The sequence below is a fragment of the Natrarchaeobaculum aegyptiacum genome, from assembly GCF_002156705.1.
GTDB classification, from domain to species: domain Archaea; phylum Halobacteriota; class Halobacteria; order Halobacteriales; family Natrialbaceae; genus Natrarchaeobaculum; species Natrarchaeobaculum aegyptiacum.
Window position 1 is genome coordinate 1641381 of sequence record NZ_CP019893.1, and the last position, 26518, is coordinate 1667898.

26 protein-coding genes are annotated in these 26518 nt (G+C 66.1%); 14 read left to right on the forward strand and 12 right to left on the reverse strand.

Annotated features, from left to right (window positions below; all coding sequences use genetic code 11):
* Nucleotides 1–344: 344 nt before the first annotated feature.
* The 5 genes from B1756_RS08115 (at nucleotide 345) to B1756_RS08130 (ending at nucleotide 3623) form a co-directional block, all read left to right on the forward strand.
* Entirely contained in the window at nucleotides 345–983 is a 639-nt protein-coding gene (locus B1756_RS08115) for an Era-like GTP-binding protein (protein WP_086888084.1), read from the forward strand.
* 5 nt (nucleotides 984–988) lie between these two features.
* A complete protein-coding gene (locus B1756_RS08120) occupies nucleotides 989–1390 on the forward strand; it encodes a DUF2073 domain-containing protein (protein WP_086888085.1) in 402 nt (133 codons plus the stop codon).
* Nucleotides 1391–1406: 16 nt separating this feature from the next.
* Nucleotides 1407–2516, forward strand: coding sequence for an OapC/ArvC family zinc-ribbon domain-containing protein (locus B1756_RS08125; RefSeq protein WP_086888086.1), 1110 nt, complete (start codon nucleotides 1407–1409; stop codon nucleotides 2514–2516).
* A 206-nt stretch (nucleotides 2517–2722) separates the two neighbouring features.
* Nucleotides 2723–2812 carry a hypothetical protein gene (locus tag B1756_RS20310; protein WP_422656510.1) on the forward strand — a complete coding sequence of 30 codons (90 nt, stop codon included), beginning with the start codon at nucleotides 2723–2725 and terminating at the stop codon, nucleotides 2810–2812.
* Nucleotides 2813–2840: 28 nt separating this feature from the next.
* Nucleotides 2841–3623 (forward strand): DUF7089 family protein, encoded by a 783-nt coding sequence (locus tag B1756_RS08130; protein WP_086888087.1) that lies wholly within the window; start codon nucleotides 2841–2843, stop codon nucleotides 3621–3623.
* An 89-nt stretch (nucleotides 3624–3712) separates the two neighbouring features.
* On the opposite strand, the gene B1756_RS08135 is transcribed toward B1756_RS08130, so the two are convergent.
* Nucleotides 3713–4045: a HalOD1 output domain-containing protein gene (locus B1756_RS08135; RefSeq protein WP_086888088.1), complete on the reverse strand. Its 333-nt coding sequence runs from the start codon at nucleotides 4043–4045 to the stop codon at nucleotides 3713–3715.
* Nucleotides 4046–4117: 72 nt separating this feature from the next.
* Complete coding sequence (locus B1756_RS08140) at nucleotides 4118–4696, reverse strand: DUF7090 family protein (RefSeq protein ID WP_086888089.1); 579 nt, start codon at nucleotides 4694–4696, stop codon at nucleotides 4118–4120.
* Between the two features lie 234 nt (nucleotides 4697–4930).
* On the opposite strand from B1756_RS08140, the gene B1756_RS08145 reads away from it, so the two are divergent.
* Entirely contained in the window at nucleotides 4931–5611 is a 681-nt protein-coding gene (locus B1756_RS08145; protein ID WP_086888090.1) for a class I SAM-dependent methyltransferase, read from the forward strand.
* 216 nt (nucleotides 5612–5827) lie between these two features.
* Here B1756_RS08145 and B1756_RS08150 read toward each other — a convergent pair whose 3' ends face one another.
* On the reverse strand, nucleotides 5828–6439 hold the full coding sequence (locus B1756_RS08150) for a DUF1684 domain-containing protein (protein WP_086888091.1): 612 nt from the start codon (nucleotides 6437–6439) through the stop codon (nucleotides 5828–5830).
* 164 nt (nucleotides 6440–6603) lie between these two features.
* On the opposite strand from B1756_RS08150, the gene B1756_RS08155 reads away from it, so the two are divergent.
* On the forward strand, nucleotides 6604–9021 hold the full coding sequence (locus B1756_RS08155) for an ATP-dependent DNA helicase (RefSeq protein ID WP_086888092.1): 2418 nt from the start codon (nucleotides 6604–6606) through the stop codon (nucleotides 9019–9021).
* Between the two features lie 16 nt (nucleotides 9022–9037).
* Here the strand turns inward: B1756_RS08155 and B1756_RS08160 are convergent, their stop codons facing one another.
* Both B1756_RS08160 and samp2 read right to left on the reverse strand, forming a co-directional pair.
* Entirely contained in the window at nucleotides 9038–9466 is a 429-nt protein-coding gene (locus B1756_RS08160) for a GNAT family N-acetyltransferase (RefSeq protein ID WP_086888093.1), read from the reverse strand.
* Nucleotides 9467–9470: 4 nt separating this feature from the next.
* The gene (gene samp2, locus B1756_RS08165) at nucleotides 9471–9722 is read right to left on the reverse strand and encodes a ubiquitin-like small modifier protein SAMP2 (protein ID WP_086888094.1); all 252 of its coding nucleotides are present in this window, start codon (nucleotides 9720–9722) and stop codon (nucleotides 9471–9473) included.
* A 123-nt stretch (nucleotides 9723–9845) separates the two neighbouring features.
* Here samp2 and B1756_RS08170 point away from each other — a divergent pair, with 123 nt between their 5' ends.
* Both B1756_RS08170 and B1756_RS08175 read left to right on the forward strand, forming a co-directional pair.
* On the forward strand, nucleotides 9846–10274 hold the full coding sequence (locus tag B1756_RS08170) for a universal stress protein (RefSeq protein ID WP_086888095.1): 429 nt from the start codon (nucleotides 9846–9848) through the stop codon (nucleotides 10272–10274).
* Between the two features lie 107 nt (nucleotides 10275–10381).
* Entirely contained in the window at nucleotides 10382–11380 is a 999-nt protein-coding gene (locus B1756_RS08175; RefSeq protein ID WP_086888096.1) for a replication factor C small subunit, read from the forward strand.
* 70 nt (nucleotides 11381–11450) lie between these two features.
* Here the strand turns inward: B1756_RS08175 and B1756_RS08180 are convergent, their stop codons facing one another.
* Nucleotides 11451–13706, reverse strand: coding sequence for a GAF domain-containing protein (locus tag B1756_RS08180; protein WP_086888097.1), 2256 nt, complete (start codon nucleotides 13704–13706; stop codon nucleotides 11451–11453).
* A gap of 369 nt (nucleotides 13707–14075) precedes the next feature.
* On the opposite strand from B1756_RS08180, the gene alaS reads away from it, so the two are divergent.
* The 5 genes from alaS to B1756_RS08205 all read left to right on the forward strand — a co-directional run bounded on the left by alaS (nucleotide 14076) and on the right by B1756_RS08205 (nucleotide 20277).
* Nucleotides 14076–16847, forward strand: a complete 2772-nt coding sequence (gene alaS, locus B1756_RS08185; RefSeq protein ID WP_086888098.1) for an alanine--tRNA ligase — start codon at nucleotides 14076–14078, stop codon at nucleotides 16845–16847.
* A gap of 58 nt (nucleotides 16848–16905) precedes the next feature.
* Nucleotides 16906–17079 (forward strand): hypothetical protein, encoded by a 174-nt coding sequence (locus tag B1756_RS19380; protein ID WP_161493161.1) that lies wholly within the window; start codon nucleotides 16906–16908, stop codon nucleotides 17077–17079.
* Nucleotides 17080–17155: 76 nt separating this feature from the next.
* Complete coding sequence (locus B1756_RS08195; protein ID WP_086888100.1) at nucleotides 17156–17929, forward strand: alpha/beta fold hydrolase; 774 nt, start codon at nucleotides 17156–17158, stop codon at nucleotides 17927–17929.
* Between the two features lie 94 nt (nucleotides 17930–18023).
* Nucleotides 18024–19316, forward strand: a complete 1293-nt coding sequence (locus tag B1756_RS08200) for an AMP-binding protein (RefSeq protein ID WP_086888101.1) — start codon at nucleotides 18024–18026, stop codon at nucleotides 19314–19316.
* Nucleotides 19317–19455: 139 nt separating this feature from the next.
* A complete protein-coding gene (locus tag B1756_RS08205) occupies nucleotides 19456–20277 on the forward strand; it encodes a type 1 glutamine amidotransferase (protein ID WP_086888102.1) in 822 nt (273 codons plus the stop codon).
* Nucleotides 20278–20298: 21 nt separating this feature from the next.
* On the opposite strand, the gene B1756_RS08210 is transcribed toward B1756_RS08205, so the two are convergent.
* The 6 genes from B1756_RS08210 to B1756_RS08235 form a co-directional block, all read right to left on the reverse strand.
* Nucleotides 20299–20616, reverse strand: a complete 318-nt coding sequence (locus B1756_RS08210) for a hypothetical protein (protein WP_152031278.1) — start codon at nucleotides 20614–20616, stop codon at nucleotides 20299–20301.
* Between the two features lie 208 nt (nucleotides 20617–20824).
* The gene (thrC, locus tag B1756_RS08215; RefSeq protein ID WP_086888104.1) at nucleotides 20825–22090 is read right to left on the reverse strand and encodes a threonine synthase; all 1266 of its coding nucleotides are present in this window, start codon (nucleotides 22088–22090) and stop codon (nucleotides 20825–20827) included.
* A gap of 422 nt (nucleotides 22091–22512) precedes the next feature.
* Nucleotides 22513–23424, reverse strand: coding sequence for an ornithine carbamoyltransferase (argF, locus tag B1756_RS08220; protein ID WP_086888105.1), 912 nt, complete (start codon nucleotides 23422–23424; stop codon nucleotides 22513–22515).
* Nucleotides 23421–24494 carry a [LysW]-lysine hydrolase gene (locus tag B1756_RS08225; RefSeq protein WP_086888106.1) on the reverse strand — a complete coding sequence of 358 codons (1074 nt, stop codon included), beginning with the start codon at nucleotides 24492–24494 and terminating at the stop codon, nucleotides 23421–23423. The genes argF and B1756_RS08225 overlap by 4 nt, the downstream gene beginning before the upstream one ends.
* A complete protein-coding gene (locus B1756_RS08230) occupies nucleotides 24491–25645 on the reverse strand; it encodes an aspartate aminotransferase family protein (RefSeq protein WP_086888107.1) in 1155 nt (384 codons plus the stop codon). The genes B1756_RS08225 and B1756_RS08230 overlap by 4 nt, the downstream gene beginning before the upstream one ends.
* On the reverse strand, nucleotides 25642–26517 hold the full coding sequence (locus B1756_RS08235; RefSeq protein WP_086888108.1) for an acetylglutamate/acetylaminoadipate kinase: 876 nt from the start codon (nucleotides 26515–26517) through the stop codon (nucleotides 25642–25644). The genes B1756_RS08230 and B1756_RS08235 overlap by 4 nt, the downstream gene beginning before the upstream one ends.
* Nucleotide 26518: the final 1 nt, after the last annotated feature.

Sequence of the window (26518 nt, forward strand, 5' to 3'; positions counted from 1 at the left end):
AACTCTCAGTTTCGCAGCCGGCCGACCGACTGTTCTTCGCGGTCAGCCCCGAGAAGTCAGTCGCCGACGAGGAATCAGCCCATCGATATATCCGGCCTTCTGACTATCTCTCCTTTACGGATTGACGAACGAGGTGTCTCAGTAACCTGGACTGAGTAGCCGGACCAGAGAGACCCCACAGGGAAACGTATTTCAAGAGAACGTGGCTACCATGGCAGACTCTCACTTTCTCGCTACACCTTACACCGATCCATCATTTATCACCCCAAGGACTTTAACGTAGGCTTAAGTGAATTCAGTGTAGTACTACTCGCAGACACACCCCGTGTACTGGAGGCCCGACAATGGGACTGTTCACAGAACTCAAAGATAGTATCTCCCGGGCGACGGACCGCCTGTTCTCCGAGCAGGAGCCGAAACGCATCGGGATCTACGGCCCGCCGAACGCTGGAAAGACGACCCTCGCGAACCGGATCGCTCGAGACTGGACTGGTGACGCCATCGGTACGGAGAGTCACATCCCGCACGAGACGCGACGCGCGCGCAGGAAAGAAAACGTAGAGATCGAACGCAACGGCAAGTCGGTGACGATCGACATCGTCGACACGCCCGGCGTGACGACGAAAGTCGATTACGAGGAGTTTACCGACGAGATGGAAGAAGACGACGCCATCCGCCGCTCTCGAGAGGCGACCGAAGGCGTCGCCGAAGCGATGCACTGGCTTCGCGAGGACGTCGACGGCGTTATCTACGTTCTCGACAGCGCAGAAGACCCGATCACGCAGGTGAACACGATGCTCATCGGGATCATCGAGTCTCGTGACCTTCCCGTGCTCATCTTCGCGAACAAGATCGATCTGGACGAATCGAGCGTCAAACGGATCGAAGACGCCTTCCCGCAGCACAAGACCGTTCCACTGTCGGCGAAAGAAGGCGACAACATGGACGAAGTGTACGACAACATCGCACAGTACTTCGGGTGATCAGGATGCCCAAAGCAACGAACACCGGCGGCGACGATCCGGACGATGGAATCCAGATCGACCTGATCAGCGGTGAACGAATGTCCGAGATGGCCACGATGGAGAAGATCCGGATGATCCTCGACGGTGTCCACGACGGCAACATCGTGATCCTCGAGGACGGATTGACTCCGGACGAGGAGAGTCGCCTCATCGAGACGACGATGGCCGAGATCAACCCGGACGGCTTCAACGGGATCGAGATCGAGACCTATCCGAAGTCGGACACCAAAGACTCGTCGCTCCTCGGACGGATCATGGGGAACGACGAATCCGAGGCGAAACTGACCGTGATCGGGCCGGCAAACCGTATCGAGACACTCCACAAGGACGAAACGCTCATCAGCGCCCTCGTGTCTCGAAGCTGACCAGAGGCTGACACTAATGCCACACGAATGTACGACCTGCGGCCGGACGTTCCCCGACGGATCGAAGGAGATGCTGTCGGGCTGTCCGGACTGTGGTGGGAACAAGTTCCAGTTTTCTCCCTCGAGAGACCTCTCGAGTGGATCCTCGGGGTCGACCGATAGCGCGGGGTCAGGAACAGCAACAGGATCGGGTTCGGCTTCAGGACCAGCATCAACAGCAGCGTCCGATTCAGGGACACAATCGCCAGCGTCCGGTTCGGGGTCACGGTCGCAACCGAACGCAGGGGTGGAGTCGGGATCACAGTCGGACGCCGATTCGGGCGGGGAGTCGACCCCTGCCGCGTCAGACCGATCGGCTCGAGCGGCGGCGAAACGAACGGGTGCTCGAGCGACCGAGACGGTCCGTGAGTGGGTCAGCAGAAAGGCCGACGAAAACACCGACGCTGCAGCGGAACCGACGGGGAGTTCGACCGACGACGGTGCCAACCAGTCGGGGGCCACCTCGGAGCGAACACTCGACACGAGTGACTTTCCGGAGTGGCCGGATTCGGCCCGCCGACCCGAAGATCGGACCACGGCACGATCCGAGACCGGGTCTGGCCGGGCCGGTGGGCGGGAGGTCGACGCATCTGACTCTGACCCTGGCCGTGCAAGTGGATCGTCACGAACGCCGGTCGCCGACAGTGAGAACACTGCCCAGGCCGATGCCCGGACAGGTGTCGTCTCCGAGAACGACATTCCCTCCGGGACTGTCGAGGGCGAGACGACTCGAGCCCGGCGCGAGGATCCTCACGGGGCAAGGCAGGAGCCGCCTCGAGAACGGGATGCCCGTGGCGACGCTGGATCGCCCACCGATTCCCCGGCTGGTTCCGAACGGGGCGCAGACGAGAACGTCGATCCGGCGGATGGTCGGGTCGTCAGCGAACCGTCCGGTGATCGTCCGTCGATCGAGCAACTGCGCGAGGAGCTCAACGAACAGTTCGAGAGCATCAAGATCGTCCGACCCGGCGAGTACGAACTCAACCTGATGGAGCTGTACAACCGCGAGGAGTACATCATCTCCCTGCAGGAAGACGGTCGGTACGTCATCGAGGTTCCGGACGCCTGGCGAGACGGCGACCAGTAGGTTGCCGTTCGAACGACTGGTGTTGAAAGTCTCTGTCCTGCTGTCTTTCGATTTCCAGTCGAAATAAGGGGGTTGAGATGGCGTGAGGCTGCCCGTCGGTTGCCGAGAAACGGGCCGATCGAACTCCGTCGTCTGTCCCTGATCCGAATCGGCGCAGACAGACGGAGACAGATGGATTTAAGCGACGCCGGGGCCAGCGTCCGAACATGAGCACTGCAACGAAGATCGTTCTCGCGACGGTCGGCGTCTCGGCACTGCTGTCGATTCTGCTGGTCGTCCAGGGCGTATTCGCCTGAACCGGGGTCATTCGTGTCCGCACCCTCGATGTTCGAGCCACGCGCGTGTCAGAGCGTAGTCGAACCGATCAAAGCCGATCACGCGCCAGCTGCGCTCGTCTTCGACACCGCTCGCGACTTCGAGACGGTACCACCGGCCACAGCCGAGGAACTGGGGTTCGCCGTCGACGCACTCGAGCCGGCGACCTATCCCGCTGACTGGCTTCCCGATGACTCGCCGGCGGTTCTCTCACAGTACGCGAGCTCGACGTTCACCATTGGGATGCCGGGCGACGGGAGCGTCGTCTGGACGCGCCAGACCGACCCGCCGGTCGTCCTGGTCAAGCCGCGACTCGAGGGCTCTCCCGAGTCGTTCGTGAACTTTCTCCTCGCCGAGGCGTTCGTCGAACTCGGACTCGAGGTTCCCGAACACTTCCTCGGGTTCTTCGAGGATTCGTACCGCGACCTCGACCGGGCGATCGACGCCGATCCGACGAGCACCTACCAGATCGCAGCGGCGCTGTACGACGGCTGGGTCGGCCTCCAGACGCAGGACGTCTTCGCCGAGTGGCACGAAACGCATCCCGAACTGGCGGACGCGTGGCAAGACGCCGGTGACAGACTCGAGGGTCGGGTCGCCGGGCTTCCGCGGGCGGTCGCTCGTGGCGAGACCGACGTCGCGGACGCGACGGAACTGGCGTGTGCGGCGATCAAGCACGCTATCGAGCTACCGGCACCCTTCGGCGCGCTCGACACGGCGGCCTACCGGGATCACGGCGCCGAGTACGCGGTTCGGTGGGCCGAGAAGACCTTCGACGCGATGGCCGACTGACGCGTTCGCGGGAGATCGAGGAGTGGATTTCGAGGCCGACCGTCGAGTTCTTCGGTCAGCCGACGCTCGACGTTCCGATCCGGTCTCGGCTATCCACCGCCCTCGAGGCTCGCGACTCGAATTTCGAACGTGTTCCCGGGCGTGATACGAATGCCAGTGGTTGGGGTGTTGAACTGCACCGAGGTTTCGATTGACGATTCGGTGAACAGGTCGTCGAGTGCCTCGGGGTCGACCGCGTCGAAGAGGTCGCAGTCGTCTTTCTCGAGGTCGGCGTCAGTTGCCGTTTCGATCGCGCTGAGTACGGCGTCGCTCAGTTCCCGGTCGCGTCGGGGATCGTACCAGATTCGGACCTCGCCTTCTCCGGTGGTGGGTTTCCCACTCGCTTCGGGTTCGACGTCGGTGTCGTCTGGCTGGTCGGTCATGGGGTGGTTCACACACCGTCAGGGTGGATAAAACTATCTCGAGTCGGCTCTGCCCCGAACGGGCCCCAGAGACTAGAACGACGCGTCGACGCTGCCGTCTTCGTCGAGGTCGATCACGCCGTCGAACAGCGATTCGAACGACTCGACGGTCGCCTCGTCGTGGGGGTCTTCCGAGAGGTGAAAGAGACCGATCGCGTCGTACTCCGTGAGTAGCTCGAGGATGCGTTCGACGGCCTCGAGTGCGTCGTCTTCGCCGGCGTAGTAGGCCAGTTCGGTCACGGAGTCGAAGCTCAGCCGGAGCTTGCCGTCGTGGGTCTGGAGAAACCCTTCGATGTGATTGACGATGCCATCCACGTCGTCGGGCGCAGCGACGTAGTGGACGGTATCGCCGGCGCGTCGAGAGTACCCGCGTTCGATGCTGAGGGTGTCGAGGATCTCGGCGCGGTTTTCGTCGACGTCGTAATACTCGAGTTTCTGTCGCACTTCGCGGGCGGTCGTTCGGGTGGAGACGACGAGAAAGTGGTCCGTATCGGTTTTGAGAAAGTCGGTGTCGAAGCGATCCGTTTCACCGGTGCTCGGATGGAGCAAGAGGACGCCGGTCCCACCCGGTACCGTCTCCGGCGCGTCGTCGATCTCGAGCCTGTAGGTCATTGTCTGCTGGACCCAACAACTTCCGGTATCACCTTAAGCGTGCGGATGTCGCTCATCGACGGCTCGTGACAGCCTCTGGGGGCGATTGGAACGTCACGATTCCCGACGGGACGCTCACAGCGAGTGGCACTCCTCGGATACTCGCGTCCGGTCTTGGGTTCGGAGTCGACACTCGAGACTGACCACCGATCCGGAGTCGAACCGATTTTCCCCACGCGGGTCCGTAAATAGGATATGAGCGTACGTGAGGAGTTCGACGAGTGGGCCGCGAGCGGTCGCGACCGCGGGATGGAACAGCGTCACTGGCACACGGCGAAACACGCACTGGCCCGGATGCCGGTCGAGCCGGGCGACGTCGTCCTCGACCTCGGTTGTGGGAGCGGCTACGCCGGTCGCGCCCTTCGGGACACGAAGGAGGCCGGTCGCGTCTACGGCCTCGACGGCGCCCCCGAGATGGCCCGCAACGCCGCTTCCTACACCGACGACCCGAAGGTCGCCTACGTCGTCGGCGACTTCGACGACCTGCCGTTTGCCGACGACTCGATCGATCACGTCTGGTCGATGGAGGCCTTCTACTACGCCGCCGATCCCCACCACACGCTCGAGGAGGTCGCCCGGATTCTCCGTCCCGGCGGCACGTTCTACTGTGCGGTCAACTACTACGAGGAGAACGTCCACTCCCACGAGTGGCAAGAACGGATCTCGATCGAGATGACTCGCTGGGATCGCGAGCAGTACCGGACGGCGTTTCGCGACGCGGGCATCCACGTCGCCGCTCAGGACAACGTGCCCGATCGGGAGACCGAGATTCCCGACGAAAGCGCGTTCCCCACCGAGGACTGGGAGACTCGCGAGGACATGGTCGAGCGGTATCGGGAGTACGGCACGTTGCTGACCGTCGGCGTCGCTCCCTGATCGCCGGTGACTGACCGCTACTTCCGTTAATTTCTCGACCGAACACTATCTGCTGTGCTCACCGATCAGTGCGCGCGTGCGGCCGACTCGAACCCCCCTGTTTCGCCTCGACCTCCCCACACCCGAACCCCCTCATTTCCACTCGAGTGTCACCCCCGTCTGGCGATTTCTCACGCGATTCTCGAGGTCGCCCCGTGAGAGCGGGGCCAGTCTCGTTCACTCGAAGCGCTCCCCGGCCGGGATCGCAACCTCGAGCCAGTTGTCTTCCGGTGGGAGTGGACAGTCGAACGTCTCGCTGTAGGCACAGAACGGCGTGTACGCGAGGTTGAAATCGAGGACGATCTCGTCTCCGGTCTCGAGGTCTCGCTCGGGAGCCAGTTCCATGTACCGACCGCCGCTGTAGCTCTGCTGGCCGGTCGTCTTGTCCCGGAACGGAACGAACAGCGGCTGGTCGGCCTGCGCCTCGAGTTCGAACGCCTGCAGTTCGTACTGCCCGTCTTCGAGGTCGGGGTCCTCCCGCTCGAGGTCGAACGCGAGGGTCAGGACGTTCAGGTAGCGCATCTCCCCGCCTGCGGTGGTGTCGAGCAAGACGACCTCCGGTTCGTCGTGGACCGTCACCGTCGCGCGAACCCGGTAAGCCGGGTCGGGGTCGAAGTAGTCTAGCCCGTCGAACTCGTCGCGGTCGTCCGGCGGGATCGGCGACTGCGGGTGCTCGGCGAAGAACTGGCCTTTCTCGTCGCGTTTGGCCTCGAGTTCCGCGCGCCACTGGTCGACGTCGACGTCGAGGCCTGGAACACTCGAGTCGCTCGAGTCGCTGGAATCGCTCATACCTTCCGTACCGGGTGGGGACGGGAGTGGGTTGTGGTTCGGTAGTCGGCTTTCCCGTGGACTCGAGTTCGTCTCGGTCTCCTCGCCCGCGAAGGTTTATCACCGAAGGGGCAGCAAGCCCAGTCCGTCAACGCTTTGGCCGACCCACGATGAGTACTGGAAGAATGACCGACTGGCGCTCGATCTTCGGCCACGCCGATCCCTACGACGAGCAGGTCGACGGTATCGAGACCGCCGCAGAGACCGCTCGAGACGGCGGCTTCACCGTCATCGAGGGTGCGTGTGGTACGGGGAAGACGATGATCGCGCTCACCGCGGGGATCGACCTCGTCCGGGACCCCGAGAGCGACTACGAGCGCGTCTTCGTCCTCACGAGCGTCAAACAGCAGCTACGTCAGTTCGAAGCCGACCTCGAGACGATCAACGAGAACCTTCATGACGACGCCCGCCCGGTCTCTGGGCTCACCCTCGTGGGCAAGGCAGACGTCTGCCCGTACAACCGCGAGGGATGCGCCGGTATCGACGACGGGAACGTCTACGACCGGTGTGAGACGCTGCGCGAGCGCACCCGCGACCTCACCGGCGAGGGCGGGGAGACGACCGCCGGCTCGCTCGCCGCCCAGGCGCGCAGCCAGCAGATCGGGCTCGCGGACAGCGGTCGACAGGACGGAGCGACCTACCTCGAGACGGCAGGCGAGCCGACGCCCTATCCGCGCGACCTCCCGACCTACAGTGACGGCGGACCCGTCGGTGGCGAAACCGAGTACTGCCCGTTTTACGCCCAGTACCTCGAGGACCTTCCAGAAGACGGGAGCGACAGCGATCCCTCGGAAGCGGTCCCCTACGACTTCACGCGCGAGGGGATGATCACGCCTGAGGACCTCGTCGCGCTCTCGGCCCGTCACGGCACCTGCCCGCACTCGGTGATGGGAGCCGCGCTGGGCCAGGTCGAGGTCGTCGTCGGGAACTACTACCACGCGTTCGATCCGCGGACGACCGGGACGTTCACCGGCGCGTTGCTCGACGACTCGACGTTCGTCGTCTGCGACGAAGCCCACATGCTGGAACCGCGGGTCCGATCGCTGGTTAGCGACGGCGTCGCCGACCGAACGCTCCGGGACGCCGAGACGGAACTCTCGCGAGTCATCCAGCCCGTGAAGTTCGAACGCGAGGGCCGGTCGGCGACGGGCGGGTCGAAGACTGCCGACGCGGACCTCGTCCGCGCGGAATTGAACGACAGTGACGTCTCCTACGACGAACTCGTCCGCAGCCTCGAGTTCCTCCAGGACCTCCGTGGGGAACTCGACCGGCGCGTGCGGGCACATCTCGACCGGAAACACAGGGGGTGGCAGTCGACCCCTCGCGATCTCGGAGACGACGAGATACCCCTCCGAGACCCCGCCGAACCGGCCGAAGACGCGATCTCCGAGTGGGCGCGGGAAGCGGGATACACCGACGTCGACTGGGTTCGAGTGGAAGCCGTGGGGGCCGTCGCCGCCCGCATCCTGAACGAAGCCGAAGACGAAGACCGGACCCGCGCCGCACCGGCGGTCGGCCGCGTCCTCGGGGAGTGGTACCGCCGCGATCACACGACCTACTTCCGTGAGATCGAACTCGAGCGCACGTGGGACGACGCCGAACCCGCAGACTCCTGGCGGCGGGTGTACAACGCCCGACTCGCCCTGCACAACTGCGTGCCGAGCGGGGCCATCGGCGAGCGCCTCGCGGCCTTCGGTGGCGGCATCCTCATGAGCGCGACGCTCGAACCGATCGACGCCTTCACCGAGGTGACGGGTCTCGACTACCTCGCGCGCGAGGAGGATCGGCCCGTCGTAGAACGCCGATACGGCCTCCACTTTCCCGACGAGAACCGCGAGAGCTTCGCCGTCGCCGCACCGAAGTTCACCTACGAGAACCGGGGGCGGCCCGGGCAGGGTACCGCGAGCGGTGACGTCTCGGGAGACGACCACGAGGAACAGAACCCGACGCGACGTCACTACGCCGACGCGATCACGAAAGTCGCCCGGCTCCCGGGGAACGTCCTCGTCGGAATGCCCAGTTACAGCGAGGCCGACTGGGCCGCGAGCGTCCTCTCCGACCGGGTCGAGAAACCCGTCTTGCTCGACGCCTCGAGCGACGACGAGACGACCGAGTCACTCAAGAGCGAGTTCTTCGCAGGCGAGGGGAAGGTGCTCGTGACGAGTCTCCGGGGGACGCTCACCGAGGGTGTCGACTACAGCGGGGACCGTCTGTCGGCGGCGGTGGTCTGTGGCGTCCCGATCGTCAACACAGCGAGCCCGCGGACGAAGGCCGTGCGACGAGCCTACGAGGAGGAGTTCGGCGACGGTTTCACGTACGCGTTGACGATTCCCGCGGTCCGGAAGGCCAGACAGGCCATCGGCCGGGTAATTCGCTCGCCCGAGGACGTCGGCGTCCGGGTGCTGCTCGACGAACGCTACGCCCGCGATAGCTGGGACTCCGTCCGGCCGTACCTGCCCGACGACGGCGAGTTTCAGCCCGTCAGCCCCGACATGCTCGAGATGGGGCTCGACCGGATTCGGCCGCGACTCGAGTCGTCGTAGGGCTCGACCCGACGCGTCACCGTCGGGTCTCGCCCCCTGTTTCGGGTCGAGACGCCACGCCCCGGTATCGCCCCTCACCGAGCGGCTCGATTTCGAACCCGAGTGCGTCGTAGAACGGCCGCACGTCGGCGTCGAAGTGCGCCGTGAGCCGGCCCTTTCGCTCGAGTGCGGCTTCGATCAGCGCGCTCCCGATCCCACGCCCCCGGTGGCGTCGCCGGACGGCGACGGCGTCGACGTGTGCACCGTGGTCGCGTGGCTCGAGGACTGCGGTTCCGAGGATTCGCTCCACAGGGGGAGTTTCGACACTCGATCCACGGCGGTCACCCGCGACGAGGACGTCGCCGTTGGCGATCCGATCCTCGACGGGTCCGGGCTCGAGCATCGCCCCGTCGACGATGCGTCGAACCTCGAGGGTATCGTCGGGCGTCGCGGTCCTGACGAACACGCGTTCACCCGCCTTTGATCAGCCGGAGGACGGTCACGTGGTCAGTCTCGACCGGCTGGTCCTCCGGGACGGGCCGGCCGTCGACGAGGACGCTCACCTCGTGGGGGCTCAGGTCGACCGCTCGGAGGAGGTCCGCGTACGTCGGCTGGGCCTCGACCCGCGAGCCTCTCGATGGATCGCTCCCGTCGAGGTCCGACAGCTCCTCGAAGTCGAGTTCGTGCGTCTCGTCGCCCTTGACGTCCACGGTGACGCGCATGGCCGCGATTGGGAGGCGACGGTCTTGAGCGCGTCGCTCTCTCGAACTCGTCCGCTGCCGAGAGTGAACGACCCGCCGATCCAGGACCAAACGAATTTGGTCTCACCGGGCGAACGTCACGGTATGTACACGGTCGTCGTCGCAGTCACTGCAGATCGAGGACTCGAGGTCGCACGATACGTCACCACGCTCGCCGAAGACGGTCGCGAGGTCGAAGCCATCGTCGTAAACGTCTTCGAGGAGTTCGAGGTCGCCGACGAGGCTGGCGTCGTAAACTCTGCGGACCTCTTCGAGGACGTCGAACCACCCGAAATCGTCGACGCCGTCACGTCGGACCTCGAGTCCGCCGGCGTCGACGTCACCGTTCGCCACGAACACGGGGACCCGGTCACCGAAATCATGCGGGTGGCCGAGGAAGTCGACGCCGATACCATCGCCGTCGAGAGCCGCAAGCGATCGCCAACCGGAAAGGCGATCTTCGGCAGTACGGCCCAGCGGCTCGTTCTCGAGGCAGATCGGCCGGTGACCGTGATGACCGAGCCGTCGGACTGACGGCTGGTCCCGACTGGTTCTGGCTCGAGTCACGACTTCCGGCTCCTGTCGGGACCGGCCGGGCCGGGCTTCGGTCGATTTATCTTTGGCGCGACCCACCTTCGCGTATGAGCGAGGCCGACGCCGAGCCGGCGGAGCCGACGGAGCCGACGCCCGGCCGGACCGAAGTCTGGATCGAGAAGTATCGGCCGCAGCGACTCGACGAGATCAAGGGCCACGAGGACATCGTCCCGCGACTACAGCGGTACGTCACGCAGGACGACCTCCCCCACCTCATGTTCGCGGGGCCAGCCGGAACCGGCAAGACGACCTCGGCGACGGCCATCGCCCGTGAGGTCTACGGCGACGACTGGCGCGAGAACTTCCTCGAGCTGAACGCCTCCGACCAGCGCGGAATCGACGTGGTTCGCGACCGCATCAAGGACTTCGCGCGCTCGTCGTTCGGCGGCTACGACCACCGTATCATCTTCCTGGACGAGGCCGACGCGCTCACCAGTGACGCCCAGTCGGCGCTACGCCGGACGATGGAGCAGTTCTCGAACAACACGCGCTTTATCCTCTCGTGTAACTACTCGAGCCAGATCATCGACCCCATCCAGTCGCGGTGTGCCGTCTTCCGCTTTACCGAACTCGGCGAGACGGCCATCGAAGCCCAGGTTCGCGACATCGCGGACAACGAAGGGATCGAGGTGACCGACGACGGCGTCGACGCGCTCGTCTACGCCGCCGACGGCGACATGCGAAAGGCGATCAACGGACTGCAGGCCGCCGCGGTGATGGGCGAGGTCGTCGACGAGGAGACGGTCTTCGCGATCACTTCGACCGCCCGCCCCGAAGAAGTCGAGGCGATGGTCGAACACGCTATCGACGGCGACTTCACCGCCGCGCGGGCTGCCCTGGAGGAACTGCTGACCGACCGTGGACTCGCCGGCGGCGACGTCATCGACCAGCTGCATCGCTCGGCCTGGACGTTCGACATCCCGGAGCAGGCGACCGTCCGCCTGCTCGAACGGCTGGGCGAGGCCGACTACCGGATCACCGAAGGGGCGAACGAACGCCTGCAACTCGAGGCCTTGCTGGCGTCGCTGGCGCTCGAGAACGAGTAGTCGACTCGTCGCTTCCTGTCTCTCCCCGGTATTCGACGTTATAGAATACTCGAACAGCGATCCGCTCGGCTCACTCGAGGTCCAGACTCTCGACGCCGCGGATAGCGATGGCGGTGCCGTCGTCGTCGGCGGCGACGCCGACGTCCCAGCCGTGGTCGTCGGCGATCCGCTCGACGAACTCGAGCCCGAACTCGGTTCCGTCGGCGTCTTCGGCCGCGTCGAGTCGGCCCGGATCGGGGTCCGGGTCGGGCTCGAGTTCGTCGTCGACGTCTTCACCATCCGCGTCGGCCGTCGCAGGCCGGCTGCCGGCGACGTAGAAGCCGTCGTCCGCCGCGCCGACGGTGACGGTGACCCGGGCGTCGCTCTCTTCGACGCCCTCGAGTGCGATTGTCGCCTGCAGGACGTACTCGAACAGGTCGGTGACGGCCTCGCGGTCGGCGGCGAAGACGAGGTCTCCTTCGGTCACCAGCCGGGCGTCGTCGGTGTTGCTGGTGAGCCAGGCCCGGGTCGCGACCTCGGTGAGGACGACCGGCTCGCGGTCGTCGTCATCGCCGACGGCCACGTCGATCAGCCCCTGCAAGCGCTCTGCGAGGCGTTCGTGGGCAGTCGCGACGACGTCGAAGTGTTCGGCGTCGCCGGTCTTTTCGGCCAGTTCGAGGTAGCCCCGCGCGGTGTTCAGCGACGTCTGGACGTCGTCGCTGATCCGGCTCGCGACCTCCTCGAGTCGGCGGCGAGCGGCCAGCAACTCGCGTTCTCGGCGGTGTTGCTGGGTGACGTCCTCGTAGACGAGGATGCCGCCGCCGCTGTCTGCAGGATCGGTCTCCGAGTCGTCGCCGCCCACCTCGAGCGGAACGACGGTGAGTTCGAACTCGCGGACGCCGTCGGGCGTCAGCCAGTGGGTTTCGAGGTGGCGGCGGTCGCCGGCCTCGAGTGCGGCCGAGAGCGTTCGCCGGTCGTCGGCGAGCCCCGACGGGAGCGCGACGTCGGTGACGGCGTCGCCGATCAGCGCGTCGCGGTCGACGCCGAAGACGGCCTCGAACGTCGCGTTGATCCCGGAGACGACCGCCTCGCCATCTTCGAGGTCGTACCGGAGTGTCGGCTCGGAGACGTTTCGGAAGAGCGTGAACAGGGCGTCGCGCTCGTCTTTGATCCGCTCGTAGCGCTCGAGGACGCGGCTGTGCTCCCGTCGCAACCGGTTACGTTCGTTCGTGACGCCGCGTTCGGTCCAGTTGCGCTCGAGGATCGCCGCGGCGAACTCACAGAGCCCCTCGAGGAGGGCGACGTCGGCGCCGTCGAACGCGTCGGCCTCGGTGGCGGCGACGTGGAGGACGCCCACCTCGCCAACGGGGACGCTACAGAGCGAACGTGCACCGTCGAACGGGGGCTCGATCCACTCGTAGGTCGCCAGGTCGGCGATCCGGATCGGTTCGCGCGCCCGGAACGCCACGCCGAGGGGCTCCTCGAGTGAGACGGGTGTAACCGCCTCGTCCGGCACGTCCGGGGCGACCGCCCTGGGGACGAGTTCGCCGAAGTTGATCGTCGCGAGCCAGCAGTGCTCGAAGCCGAGGACCTCGACGGCCCCCTCGACGAGGCGCTCGAAGAGGTCGTCTCGCTCCCGACAGCTGGCGATACGAGCGGTCGTGTCGAACACCGCGCCGGCCGTGCTGGTGTCGAGACGCTCGTCGCGACCAGCCCCGACGTCGTCACCAGGGTCGGCTGGAACGGCGGTCGTGACGCCCCCGGTGTCGCCGGACTGGGTCGCGTCGTTGGTGGCTGCTGGGCCGGATGTGGCGTCGTCGGTGATCGCTGACTCGGGTGCGTCGCCGTCGGTGACGCCTGGATTGGCCGCACCCTCGCCGTTCGAACCCTCGTCTGACTCGTCACCCGCTGTGGTGGCCTCGGCTTCGGCTTCCGTGCCAGCCGTCCCGTCCCGGTCGTCTCGAGTCTGGGCGCAGACTCGTTCGATCTCGTCGACGAGGTGGGCGTGGGCGTCGCCGGCGTCCCGCCTGACGTGGCCGTCGACGGCCGCGGGAATCGTCGCCTCGGCGTACGGCCCGTCGCCGAAGACGACCAGCGGCGTCGAGCCGCAGGCGTCGGCGATCGCTGCCAGCTCGTCGTCGCTGTCGCCGTCGACGACGACGCAGTCGACCTCGGACACCCAGTCGGGAATTTCGCCGACGGTGGCCGTCGCGTGGACGGTTCGCTCGGGTCCGACCCGAACGCCTTCCAGCGCCGTCGCTCGTTCGGCCGCCGCCACGTCAGTGGGGCCGACGTAGAGGATCGATCTGGGGGAGGTCTGCGTCGTCGAGTGAGCCTTCGATGTCATCGAATCCGAATCCGTCGTCTGTACGTACAGTCTCTGATTCCATACTAAAGATTCTGCCGGGCGATTCGGCGACTCGAGGCTGGCTCTCGAGCGCCCCAAATCCGACGATCTCGTTAAATTTAGTCTATTCTGTTTCGTTGATGTGATATTCGCTCGTACAATCTATCGATCGTCCGAAACCGCCGCTCGGTGGCGAGTCGGACCCGACGGTCGCTGGCGTGTGGCCCGCTTGAGGGGGTATTCGTCGCCGCCAAACCGACGGTCGGGCTATCCGCCCCCGTCGGACTGCCCGAATCAGCCCGTGTCGGGCACTCTCGCGGAATGAACGTTGCGGAACTGTTTTAGGCACTGGCTGGTCAAGGACGTACAATGAGCGAACTCGCGGACGAGTACCGCCTCGAGTACTTCGAGGAGGAAGGATTCGTGCGCAAGGAGTGTCCCGAGTGTGGGAACCACTTCTGGACGCGCGACGCAGACCGCGTGACCTGTGGCGAGCCGCCGTGTGCCGAGTACGACTTCATCGACGACCCTGGCTTCGCCGAGGAGTACAGCCTCGAAGAGATGCGCGAGGCGTTTCTCTCCTTTTTCGAAGAACACGGTCACGACCGAATCGAGCCCTACCCGGTCGCAGCAAACCGCTGGCGCGAGGACGTCCTCCTGACTCAGGCGTCGATCTACGACTTCCAGCCGCTGGTGACCTCCGGAGAGACCCCGCCGCCGGCCAATCCGCTGACGGTGAGCCAGCCCTGTATCCGGATGCAGGACATCGACAACGTCGGCAAGACGGGCCGCCACACGATGGCCTTCGAGATGATGGCCCACCACGCGTTCAACGCACGCGAGGACGCCGACGAGGAGTACGCCTACGAGGGCGAGGTCTACTGGAAGGACCGGACCGTCGAACTCTGTGACAATCTGCTCGACTCGCTCGGGGCGGACATCGAGGAGGTCACTTACATCGAAGACCCCTGGGTCGGCGGCGGCAACGCCGGCCCCGCCATCGAGGTCATCTACAAGGGCCTCGAGCTGGCGACGCTCGTCTTCATGTGCATGGAGGCCGACCCCGACGGCGAGTACGAACTCAAAGACGGGAACCGCTACTCCTACATGGACACCTACATCGTCGACACCGGCTACGGGCTCGAGCGCTGGACCTGGATGAGCCAGGGCACCCCGACGGTGTACGAGGCGATCTACCCCGAGATGATCGCCTTCCTCAGGGACAACGCGGGCATCGAACACACCGAGGACGAAACCGAACTCGTCGGTCGCGCAGCACGCCTCTCGGGTAACCTCGATATCGACGACGTCGACGACGTCGAGGCCGCCCGCGGCGACATCGCCGACCAGCTGGACGTCTCGGTCGAGGAACTCCGGGACCTCGTCGAACCGCTCGAGTCGATCTACGCCATCGCCGACCACTGCCGGACGCTCGCGTACATGTTCGGCGACGGTATCGTCCCCTCGAACGTCGGGACGGGCTACCTCGCCCGGATGGTCCTGCGGCGAACCAAGCGCCTGTGTGATACCGTCGGTGTCGACGCACCGCTGGACGAACTCGTCGACATGCAGGCCGAACGGCTGGGTTACGAGAACCGTGACACGATCCGCGACGTCGTCCGCACGGAAGTCGAGAAGTACCGCGAGACGCTCGAGCGCGGGGGTCGCCGGGTCGAACAGCTCGCTGCAGAGTACGCAGAACGCGGCGAGGCGATCCCCACCGGGGAACTGATCGAACTCTACGACTCCCACGGCATCCAGCCGGATATGGTCGCCGAGATCGCCGAGGAGGCCGGTGCGACCGTCGACGTCCCCGACGACTTCTACAGTCTGGTCGCCGAGCGTCACGAGACGCCCGACGACGCCGGCTCCGTCACCCAGGAGGGAGACGAGCGCTTTTCCGACCTTCCCGAGACGGAGAAACTCTACTACGACGACCAACAGCGCACCCAGTTCGAGGCAGTCGTCCTCGACGTCTTCGAACGCGAGGAGGGGTACGACGTCGTCCTGGACCAGACGATGTTCTACCCCGAAGGCGGGGGCCAGCCCGCCGACACCGGGACGATTTCGACCGACGACGCCACCCTCGAGGTCAGCGACGTCCAGATCGAAGACGGCGTCATCTGCCACCGGACCGACGAGAATCCCGGCAAAGGGGAGTTCGTCAACGGGCAGGTCGACGCCTCGCGTCGCCGGCAACTCATGCGCCATCACACTGCCACGCACATCGTCATCCACGCTGCACGGCAGGTGCTCGGCGAGCACGTCCGGCAGGCCGGTGCCCAGAAGGGCGTCGACTCCTCGCGGATCGACCTGCGTCACTACGACCGCATCTCCCGGGATGACGTCCGGGAGATCGAACGCCGTGCCAACGAGATCGTGATGGACAACACGGCGGTCACCCAGGAGTGGCCCGACCGCCACGAGGCAGAAGCCGAACACGGCTTCGACCTCTATCAGGGCGGCATCCCCCCGGGCGAGCAGATCCGCCTGATCCACGTCGACGAGGACGTACAGGCCTGCGGTGGCACCCACGTCGCTCGCACCGGCGACATCGGCGCGATCAAGGTACTCAACACCGAGCGCGTCCAGGACGGCGTCGAACGCATCACCTTCGCTGCTGGTGAGGCCGCAATCGAGGCCACTCAGGAGAAAGAAGACGCCCTCTACGAGGCCGCCGACGTGCTCGACGTCTCCCCGGAGGACGTCCCCGAGACCGCAGAACGGTTCTTCGAGGAGTGGAAGGATCGTGGCAAACAGATCGACGACCTGAAAGAACAGCTCGCAGAGGCCCGCGCCACCGGCGGCGGGAGCGAGGAAGTCGACGTCGGTGACGCGACGGCGGTCGTCGACCGCATCGACGGCGACGTGGACGAACTCCGGGCGACCGCGACCGCCATCGCCGACGACGGCACCATCGCCGTCCTCGGCAGCGGGCTCGAGAGCGCCCAGTTCGTCGTCGCCGTCCCCGACGATGTGGGCGTCAACGCCGGCGAGGTCGTCGGTGAACTCGCCGCGAAGGTGGGCGGCGGTGGCGGCGGCCCGCCGGACTTCGCCCAGGGTGGCGGTCCCGACGTCGACGCACTGGACGAGGCGCTCGAGGATGCGCCGGACGTACTCCGGCAGGTTCTGGACGCCTGACGGTCGGTTTTTCGACGGCGGCGAAACGTTCGTGTACCGCGCCCCCGAAGAGAACAGTATGAATTCGCGTCACGAACAGCCACTCGAGTGGCTAACCGACGGTACGGTCACGTTCTCGAGAGCCGCCGACCACGCTGGACTGTCCCACTGGGAGTTCGCGGCACTGGTCGACGATTACGGTCGCCCGTGGGTCTCGAGCACCCACCTCGAATCGGATCTCGAGGAATTGTAGTTTTGGGGGTACGGTAGCCACAGTAGTATCGGATAGAACCGAAACCGACCCTTCCGTCCGTGCACTTCCGTTCGATATGCCCACCGCAACGAACGACTCCGTCTCGCTGTTCTACGAGCGCGACGGCGACGGCGACCCCATCGTCTTCGTCTCCGAGGCCGGCCTTGGCGGCTGGTCCTGGGGGTGGCAACACGCCGCGCTCACCGGCCCCTACGAGACCGTCGTCTGGGATCTCCGGGGAACCGGCCGTTCGGACGCTCCGCCCGGTCCCTGCTCTCTCGAGGCCCACGTTTCCGACCTCGAGGCCGTTCTCGAGGCCTGTGACATCCGTCGCGCCCACCTCGTCGGCTGCGGGCTCGGCGCTGCAATCGCACTCGAGGCGGCCCGAACCACGTCTCGCGCGCGGAGTCTCGCGCTCTTCGGTGCGGCTGCCGATGGCGAGGCGATGGATCTCGAACCGCTGTTTGCCCCGCCGGACGACCGCGACGCGCTTGCCGACTCGCTCGAGGCGGGACTCTCGGACGACTTCCGGGAGTCCCACCCCGACGTCTGTGAGGGCATCGTCGACTGGCGCGCTGACGGCGACGCCGACCGCGCGGGCTGGGAGACACAGGTCGCCCCCCTCGAGGACTTCGACGCGACCGACTGGCTGGTCGAGATCACCCAGCCCGCGCTCGTCGTCCACGGGACGGCCGACGACCTCGTTCCCGTCGACGCGGGGCAATCACTCGCCCGCGATCTTCCCCGGGGGGAGTTCCACCCGCTCGAGGGAGCCGGTCACCTCGCGTTCGTCGAGCGGTCACGGCCGGTCAACGACCTGCTCGACGGCTTTCTCGAGGCCATCGAGTGACCACGTCGTGGCCCGTCCGGGATCGAAACCGTACACACCTTGCGAGTGACCGCCCGCCCGTTACCACCCCGAGCGGTGAAGCCGTCCCGTACCCGTGTCTCTCTCGCTGGCCCGTCGCGCCGACCTGTTTCCCGACCGGACCGCCGTCGTCGACGTCTCGGAGGACGACCTGTACGCTCCCGCGCGGACGATCGACGAAGACCGCGTCTCCTACGCGACCCTCTCGCGGCTGGCCGACGCACTGGCGACCAGGCTCGCCACGCTCGGCGTCGATCCCGGGGACACCGTCTGTCTCCTCTCGCGAAACCGCGTGACGTCGCTCGCGCTGCTGTTCGCCTGTCGCCGACTCGAGGCAACGCTCGCACCGATCTCGCACCTCCTGACGCCCGTGACGGTCGAGCGACCGTTCGACGCACTCGAGCCGACCCTCCTCGTCGCCGAGCCGGCCCAGCGCGACCTGCGTCGGTCGCTCCCGGTCGATTCGGTCGTGACGATCGACGAGCTGGCGACCGTCGAGTCCGAGTCCGATCCAGATCCGAACCCGAGCCCGAACCCCAACCGCCCGTTGCTGGCTCTTCACGGCGAGGACGGCCGGCCGGTCGTCGCCTACTCCGAACGGGCGCTCGAGCGCAACTGCCTGACGGCCGTCGTCGCCTGGGGATGCTCCGGATCGGATACGGTGTCGCTTCTCGCGCCGCTGTCGACCCCCGACTCGCTGGCCCGCGTCGCGCTCCCCACGCTATACGTCGGTGGCCGACTCTTGCTCGACCGGGCGTTCGACCCCGGCGATGCAGTGACAGCGATGGACTGCGAGCGAGCGACCCTCGCCGCCGGTCGACCCGGAGCCCTGCGGGATCTCGCGACCGACCCCGGATTCGACGAGGCGGTCGACGCGCTCGAGCGGGTCGTCGTCTCGGGGTCGCTGGCCGACGACGTTCGAACGGCATTTTCCAATCGCGGGATCTCGATCTATCGCGCGTGGGGCCGCCTCGAGTGCCCGACTGCGTTCACGCGACTGATCGGCGGCGAATCGGAGGTCCAGCAGAATCACGATCACGAAGACGCGATCGGTGTCCCGGTACCCGACTGCTACGTCCGATTGGTTGACGACGGCGACCTGATCGAGGGGGCAGGTGCGGGACGCCTCGAGTTATCGGGGCCGGTACTCGCGAGTGGTTACCTGACTGACGGGAGCAGGGGCAACCGTCCATCCGATCGCCTCGACAGGACTGCCGAGAGCGACGACGCTGGACGGTTCGGCGATGCCGACGACAGGGGGTGGTCCGACGATCTCGACGATGCTGGACAGTTCGACGACTGGTTCGACACCGGGATGCGGGCTCGACGGGACGAGTCTGGGCGATACTCGCTGGATCACTCCCGGTAACCGGTCGTTATCGGGTTCGGGCGACGGTCTCGATAGGTGGTGGCTACTCGCGTTTCACCGAGTTCGGGTACGTCCGCGGTCCCGGCAACGTCGGCGCGTGGCAGAAGGCCTATTCGTGCGGAGTCGCCTAGACCGGTCGATGAGCGACCTTCGGATCGCCGTGCTAAATGCATCCCACCGGGATATGAACACGACCCGGAACTTTCGCCGCGAACTCGACGGTTCGCTGGCGGAGTACTACGTCACCGACGGGGAGATCCCCGACGACTACGCGTTCGACGCCGTCGTCGTCAGTGGATCGCGCTCGTCGGTCTACTGGGACGAGGAGTGGATCGACGCGACCAGGGCGTGGGTCGGCGAGGCAGTCGACCGCGACATCCCACACCTCGGCATCTGTTGGGGTCACCAGTTGCTCGCGAGCGTCCTCGGCGGCACCGTCGAGGCCATGGGCGCCTACGAGGTCGGCTACAGCGAGATCACCCGGACGGCGGACACACGGCTATTCGAAGGAATCCCCGAGACGTTCACCTCCTTTACCAGCCACTCCGACGCCGTCACCGACCTTCCACCCGGTGCGACGGCGCTCGCGGAGAATCACTACTCCGTCCACGGCTTCCGCAAAGACCGCGTCTTCGGCGTCCAGTTCCACCCCGAGTTCGACCCGAAGACCGCCCGCGACCTCGTCCACCGAAAGGACCTCTCACAGGAGCGCCTCGAGTCGGTCCTCGCCGAGATAACCGCAGAGAACTATCGGAAGGCCTGTGAGTCCAAACTCGTCTTCGACAACTACCTGGCGTTCGTCCGGGAGGTGACCGCAGAGGCCGACCCCGCGTCCGTCCCTGCTGGCGACCCGACCACGGGCGACCAGCCGACGGACGTCGAACTCGAGACGTCCCCCGACGGTCCGACGGAACCGGCTGGCGACGCAGAGAGCGACGCCGCCGCCGGGTGCTCCGACTAGCCGGGACCCCGCCGACCGACGTTACTGACGGCCGAGCCCGAACAACCGGCGGAGGGCGGTTCGATCTCGCGTTCCGGTTTCTGACATCTCGTCGTCGCTGTTTTCGTTCGACGCCTCGCCTCCACCGCGTCCTCGACACTCGAGCAACCGCTCGTACTGATCGATGACGCCCTGCCGACGGCGTTCGCTGGCGACCAGTTCGCGCTCGAGGGCGGCAATCGTCGCCTCGAGCTGAGTTCGTTCGATCCGGTGAGCCAGTGGCTCCTGGGCGATCGCTGTTGAGTGGTGCCTCGCGGGCTCGGACTCGGTCGTCGCTCGGTTCGTGGCCTCGAGTGACACGTCTGGCACGTGTGGGGGGTGGGCTACGCTGACACCCGTCGGGCCGCCATCGAGCGGTCGACTCCGACTGGAGGATGAACGGTCTGATGATCGTTGCTCGGCGGACATGGACGAACCGATCCTACCAGACGGGACCTGAAAAAGCTCAGTCAGTCGGGCGTCAGACGATCTGACGCCGGCCGGACGGCCGCCGGCTTCGACTCTCTCGCTAGTTCTGGAGGTGCTCGAGCACGCCCTCCGTATCGGCGGGGACAGGCTCTGGCTCCGCCCCGGCGGCCGCGGCCGCGTCGGGGTCTTTGAGCAGGTGGCCGGTCGTGAGGCAGGCGACGCGCTCGTCGTCGTCGACGATGCCTTCGGCGCGGAGCTTCCGGAGGCCGGCGACGGAAGCGGCGGAGGCGGGTTCGACGCCGATCCCCTCTCTGGCGAGGTCGCGCTGGGCGTCGGTGATCTCCTCGTCTGACACGGCGATCGCCGTCCCACCGGTCTCGCGGATCCCCGGCAGCGCCTTCGGCGCGTTGACCGGGTTGCCGATCCGGATGGCCGTCGCGCGGGTCTCGACCTCGTCCCACCGGCGAACCTCGTCGGCACCGTTCTCGATTGCCTCGACCATCGGTGCCGCGCCTTCGGCCTGCACACCGGTCAGCTTCGGAACCTCCTCGGGCTCGAGCGACCCGGCCTGAACGAGTTCGCGGAACGCCTTGTACAGCGCCGAGGTGTTGCCCGCGTTGCCCACGGGGAGGACGATCCGATCGGGGAACGTCCCGTAGTCGGCCTGGAACGCCTCGAGGATCTCGAGACCGATCGTCTTCTGGCCCTCGAGTCGGAACGGGTTGAGCGAGTTCAGCAGGTAGGCCTCGCCTCTCGCGGCGAGATCCTGGACGATGTCGAGACAGGCGTCGAAGTTGCCGTCGACCTCGAGGATGCGAGCACCGTGGAGGCTGGCCTGGGCGACTTTCCCCGCTGCGACTTTGCCGGCGGGCAGCAAGACGAGCGTCTCCATGTCGCCGCGGGTGCCGTAGGCGGCCAGCGCGGCGCTCGTGTTCCCAGTCGACGCACAGGCCAGTCGACCGACGCCGAGTTCCCGCGCCACGGCGGTCCCGACGGTCATCCCCCTGTCCTTGAACGATCCCGTCGGGTTCATCCCCTCGTGTTTGATCCGCAGTGCCTCGACGCCAACGCTCTCCTCGAGACGTGGCACCTCGTACAGCGGCGTCGCTCCCTCCTGGATCGAGACGCCCGACTCGAGCGGCAGCGCGTCCGCATATCGCCAGACGCCCTGGCCCTGCCCGTCGAAGTCCTCGAGTGTCGGGAGGTCGGCGTACCGAACCTCGAGCAGGCCGTCACACTCGTCGCAGGTGTAGCGAACGTCGTCGAACGGGGCGAACGTCTCCCCGCACTCGATGCACTCGAGCCAGACGCCGTCGTCGGCGTCGTCGGGTACCGCCGGGGAATCGGCCGATAGACTGAGACTCATTGTCGTCCGTGAGGGGTGGCAGGGAGAAAAAGGACGTGATTGTCCGGAGGGCAGTCTCCTGAGTGCTCACGGTTCGTCCGCGTGGCCCGCGGTCGATTCCGTCCTCGAAAACGCATCGACTGGTCGACTGTCGATACCCCCAGTTGGTCCCCACGTTCTGCGTTCGCTACGTCAGGTAGACGGCCATCAGGGCTGCTGGGCCGAGAACCATGAGTAGCGTTGCAAGCAGTACTCTGACTGACATCGATTCAGATCTGGACAGCCTTGAATATAATATTTCGGTTTCGTTCACACTCAAAATTACGTTTCGTCTCGAGTAACGATTGGTTTCGTTGCGGAAATCGTGACTTTCCTGCTCGGCTCGGTCAGGACGGATGCTCTCATCAGGAGAGAACCCAGTATCCGTCACGACTCAATCGACGCTATTCCAGCAACCAGCTCAGCAGCGCCTTCTGTGCGTGCAGCCGGTTTTCGGCCTGCTCGAAGACGACCGACTGGTCGCTCTCGACGACGGCGTCGGTGATCTCCTCGCCGCGGTGGGCGGGCAGACAGTGCATCACCGAGGCGTCGGGGGCGCACTCGAGCAGCTCCTCGTTGACCTGAAACCCGTCGAACGCCTGCATGCGGACGTCGCGTTCGTCTTCCTGACCCATGCTGATCCAGACGTCGGTGTAGATGACGTCGGCGTCGGCAGCCGCCTCGAGCGGATCGGTCGTGGTCGTCGGGTCGCCGCCGAGGTCGCGGGCGCGCTCTATGACGTCGTCGTCGACCTCGTAGCCCTCGGGGGTGGCGATGGTGAGGTCGACGTCGGTACGTGCACAGCCGATGGCGAACGACTGGGCAACGTTGTTTCCGTCGCCGATCCAGGCCGCCTGCACGTCTTCGAACCCACCCTCGAGTTCGCGGATCGTCTGGAGGTCCGCGAGCGTCTGGCAGGGGTGGGCGTCGTCGGTGAGGCCGTTGACGACGGGAACCGACGAATAGTCGGCCAGCACCTCGATGTTCTCGTGTTTGAATACGCGAGCCATCACGGCGTCGACGTATCGCGAGAGCGTTCGCGCGGTGTCTTTCAGGGGTTCGCCGCGGCCGAGCTGGATGTCGTCTTCGCCGAGGAAGACGGCGTGGCCGCCGAGCTGGGTCATCCCGGTCTCGAAGGAGACCCGGGTTCGGGTGCTCGGCTTCTGGAAGATCATCCCCAGCGTCTGCCCCTCGAGGTCTTCGTGGGGCTCGCCGGCGTGCTGGGCGCGCTTGTACTCGTCGGCGCGGTCTAAGATCTCGTGCAGTTCGTCGGTAGAAACGTCGTCGATCTCGAGGAAGTGGCGTGTCTCTGTCATGCGTCGTCACCCTGTAGCGTGCGTGCCACGCGCTCTAGGACCTCGACCGACTGGTCGAACTCCGCGAGCGAGAGGCGTTCGTCGGGGGCGTGGTCGAGGTCGGAGTTGCCCGGCCCGTAGGTCACCATCGGGCAGTCCCACGCCCCGGCGTAGATGTTCATGTCGCTGGTTCCGGTCTTCCGGACCAGCCGCGGTTCCTCGCCCACCTCCCGGATGGCGACGCGGAACGCCCGTGCGACCTCCGTTCGCGGGCTCATCATCACCGGCGGGACCTTGTCCTTCCAGGTGACGGTGCCGACCTCGAGTTCGGCCTCTGCGGCCTCGCGGACGGTCTCGACGTCGAGTGCCGGCGGAACCCGAAGCTGGACGTCCATCGTCGTTTCGACGGAGAGGCCGTCCTCGCTGACGCCGCCTTCGATGCCGACCGGCTTGGTCGTCACCTGCTCGAAGACGGGTTCGTACTCGCCACCCTCGAAGTGTTCTTCGACGCCCGACCACCAGCGGACGGCGTGCTGGATCGCGTTCGGGTCCGGCCGGGAGGTGTGACCGGATTCGCTCGTCGCGACGTAGGTGCCGGCGATCAATCCACGATATCCCAGTGTGATCCCGTCGGCCCCGGAGGGTTCGCCGTTGACGACGGCCTCCGGGGCTGTGTCTCGGTCGTCGACCAGGTAGCGAGAGCCACGCGAGTCGACTTCCTCGCCGACGACGCCGACGAAGGAGACGCCAGTGCGAACGGCCGCGGCTGCCATCGCAGCGAGCGGTCCCGTTGCGTCGACGCTGCCGCGGCCCCAGAGAATCTCGTCGTCGCCCGTCTCTTCGACCTCGACGGGAATCTCGCCGGGGACGGTGTCGATGTGTGAGGTCAGCAGGACCGAGTCGTCGGCCGGTGCACGAACGTTGCCGACGGCGTCGATCCAGACCTCACGGTCGTGGGCCTCGAAGAAGTCGACGAGCCGTTTTGCCGCTTTCCGCTCTTCGCGTGTGGGCGAGGGAATCGACACGAGGTCGACGAGTAACTCGCGAGCGTCCTCGAGTGAGACCTCGCTGCCAGTCGTCGCGCTACTCATGAGTTGGCTTCTGTGTCGGGTGCGATGACCGTACGCATCGCCTCGACGAGCTGGTCGGCCTCGGATTCGTCGATCACGAGCGGCGGGAGCAATCGGAGGACAGTCCGACCGGCGGGAAGCGCCAGCACTTGCTGCTCGAGCGCGAGGTCGCGGGCGACGCGGTTGGCTCCTCGTTTCAACTCGACGCCGACGAGGACCCCGTCGCCGCGAACCTCGCGGACCGAGTCACCGAGGGCGTCCTCGAGTTCGCCCGTCAGGTACTCGCCAATCTCGGCGGCGTGGGCCGGCCACTCCTCCTCGATCAGCGTCGTGATGGTCGCGTCGACGGCCGCCGTGACAACGGGGCCGCCGCTGAAGGTCGCGTTGTGGGAGGCTGCGCCGTCGGCGATCCAGTCGCGGACGACGATTCCGCCCACGGGCAGGCCGTTGCCCAGTCCCTTCGCGGTAGTGATAATGTCGGGCGTGATGCCTGCGTTCTGGCAGGCCCACATCGAACCCGTCCGGCCCATGCCGGTCTGGACCTCGTCGAAGACGAGCGCCGCGCCGGCGTCGTCGGTGAGTTCGCGGGCCGTCTCGAGGTAGCCCGCCGGCGGGACGTTGATTCCGCCTTCGCCCTGGATCGGTTCCAAAATGACGGCGGCGGTCTCGTCGTCGACCGCGTCCGTAAGTTCCTCGCTGTCGCCGTAGGGGACGAACTCGACGTCTCCCGCGAGTGGCTCGAACGGTTTCTTGTATTTGTCTTTCCAGGTGGCCGCCAGCGATCCCATCGTCCGCCCGTGGAACGAGCGGGTCGCGGCGACGATCGTCGACTCGCCGGTCGCTGAGCGAGCGAACTTCAGTGCGGCTTCGTTGGCCTCGGTACCGGAGTTGCAGAACCAGGCCTGATCCAGCCCATCGGGCGCCGACGCGACGAGCGCCGCGTAGGCGTCTTCTCGGGACTGGACGGGATACGAGGAGTCGACGAACGTCAACTCGGCGACTTGCTCCTGAACGGCCTCGACGACCGCCGGGTGGCTGTGACCCAGCGGCGTACAGGCGTAGCTCGCGCCCGCGTCGAGGTACTCCGTGCCGTCGTCGGTGTAGAGGTACGGCCCCTCGCCACGCGCTATCGGGATGGGCTTGCTGCCGGAGACGAAGTCGTGATCGCTCATTCTGCAGCCTCCGTTTCCGCGTCGTCCGCGTCGGATTCGTCTTCGAGCGCACCCTGCTCGAGGGTCGTCCCCTCGCCGTCGAGCGCACTCGAGATCGGTTCGTCGGCGTTCGCGCTGGCGACGACGACCGACGCCGCGCCCCCCTCGAGGGCTTCCTCGGCGGCCATGACTTTCTTCGTCATGAATCCCTCGGCAGCGTCTTTGACGGCGGCGAATTCCTCGGGCGTCGACGCCGAATCGATCTTCGTCGACTCGTCGTCGGGGTCCTCGTAGATACCCGAGACGTCCGTGAGGACGACGAGGTCGGCCTCGAGTGCGCCCGCGATCGCAGCCGCGGCGCGGTCGGCGTCGGCGTTGACGGCCGTATAGCCACCGTCTTTCTCCGCGCCCAGCACTGGAACGGAGACGACGGGCATGTAGCCGCCCGTGAGGACGGTCTCGAGCAGATCCGCGTTGACGGACTCGATCTTGCCGGAGTGGTCGCCGCGCTTGATCTTCTTCTTGCCGTCTTCCTCGACGCGAACGGCTGATTTGCGCTTGCCACAGAGCAGTTTGCCGTCGGTGCCCGAGAGGCCGACCGCGTTCACGCCCTCGTTCTGTAAGCTTTCGACCAGGTCGGTGTTGAGTTTGCCGGGCATGACCATCTTGAAGACGTCCATCGTCTCCTCGTCGGTGAAGCGGCCGACGACGCCGCCGGGCGTCTCGACGTAGGTTGGTTCCTTGCCCAGCGCCTCGAGGGTCTCGTCGACGGCGGTCGAACCGCCGTGGGTGAGGACGACGTCCTCGCCCCCTTCGACGAGGCTCGCGACGTCCGCGAGCGCGCCCTCCGGTTCGACGGCGCGAGCGCCGCCGATCTTGACGACCACCGTCATC

Excerpts from the sequence above, each read along its gene's own strand:
- B1756_RS08115 (WP_086888084.1), top strand. The coding sequence starts at position 345 with ATGGGACTGTTCACAGAACTCAAAGATAGTATCTCCCGGGCGACGGAC.
- B1756_RS08120 (WP_086888085.1), top strand. The coding sequence starts at position 989 with ATGCCCAAAGCAACGAACACCGGCGGCGACGATCCGGACGATGGAATC.
- B1756_RS08125 (WP_086888086.1), top strand. The coding sequence starts at position 1,407 with ATGCCACACGAATGTACGACCTGCGGCCGGACGTTCCCCGACGGATCG.
- B1756_RS20310 (WP_422656510.1), top strand. The coding sequence starts at position 2,723 with ATGAGCACTGCAACGAAGATCGTTCTCGCGACGGTCGGCGTCTCGGCA.
- B1756_RS08130 (WP_086888087.1), top strand. The coding sequence starts at position 2,841 with ATGTTCGAGCCACGCGCGTGTCAGAGCGTAGTCGAACCGATCAAAGCC.
- B1756_RS08135 (WP_086888088.1), bottom strand. The coding sequence starts at position 4,045 with ATGACCGACCAGCCAGACGACACCGACGTCGAACCCGAAGCGAGTGGG.
- B1756_RS08140 (WP_086888089.1), bottom strand. The coding sequence starts at position 4,696 with ATGACCTACAGGCTCGAGATCGACGACGCGCCGGAGACGGTACCGGGT.
- B1756_RS08145 (WP_086888090.1), top strand. The coding sequence starts at position 4,931 with ATGAGCGTACGTGAGGAGTTCGACGAGTGGGCCGCGAGCGGTCGCGAC.
- B1756_RS08150 (WP_086888091.1), bottom strand. The coding sequence starts at position 6,439 with ATGAGCGATTCCAGCGACTCGAGCGACTCGAGTGTTCCAGGCCTCGAC.
- B1756_RS08155 (WP_086888092.1), top strand. The coding sequence starts at position 6,604 with ATGACCGACTGGCGCTCGATCTTCGGCCACGCCGATCCCTACGACGAG.
- samp2 (WP_086888094.1), bottom strand. The coding sequence starts at position 9,722 with ATGCGCGTCACCGTGGACGTCAAGGGCGACGAGACGCACGAACTCGAC.
- B1756_RS08170 (WP_086888095.1), top strand. The coding sequence starts at position 9,846 with ATGTACACGGTCGTCGTCGCAGTCACTGCAGATCGAGGACTCGAGGTC.
- B1756_RS08175 (WP_086888096.1), top strand. The coding sequence starts at position 10,382 with ATGAGCGAGGCCGACGCCGAGCCGGCGGAGCCGACGGAGCCGACGCCC.
- B1756_RS08180 (WP_086888097.1), bottom strand. The coding sequence starts at position 13,706 with ATGACATCGAAGGCTCACTCGACGACGCAGACCTCCCCCAGATCGATC.
- alaS (WP_086888098.1), top strand. The coding sequence starts at position 14,076 with ATGAGCGAACTCGCGGACGAGTACCGCCTCGAGTACTTCGAGGAGGAA.
- B1756_RS19380 (WP_161493161.1), top strand. The coding sequence starts at position 16,906 with ATGAATTCGCGTCACGAACAGCCACTCGAGTGGCTAACCGACGGTACG.
- B1756_RS08195 (WP_086888100.1), top strand. The coding sequence starts at position 17,156 with ATGCCCACCGCAACGAACGACTCCGTCTCGCTGTTCTACGAGCGCGAC.
- B1756_RS08205 (WP_086888102.1), top strand. The coding sequence starts at position 19,456 with ATGAGCGACCTTCGGATCGCCGTGCTAAATGCATCCCACCGGGATATG.
- thrC (WP_086888104.1), bottom strand. The coding sequence starts at position 22,090 with ATGAGTCTCAGTCTATCGGCCGATTCCCCGGCGGTACCCGACGACGCC.
- argF (WP_086888105.1), bottom strand. The coding sequence starts at position 23,424 with ATGACAGAGACACGCCACTTCCTCGAGATCGACGACGTTTCTACCGAC.
- B1756_RS08225 (WP_086888106.1), bottom strand. The coding sequence starts at position 24,494 with ATGAGTAGCGCGACGACTGGCAGCGAGGTCTCACTCGAGGACGCTCGC.
- B1756_RS08230 (WP_086888107.1), bottom strand. The coding sequence starts at position 25,645 with ATGAGCGATCACGACTTCGTCTCCGGCAGCAAGCCCATCCCGATAGCG.
- B1756_RS08235 (WP_086888108.1), bottom strand. The coding sequence starts at position 26,517 with ATGACGGTGGTCGTCAAGATCGGCGGCGCTCGCGCCGTCGAACCGGAG.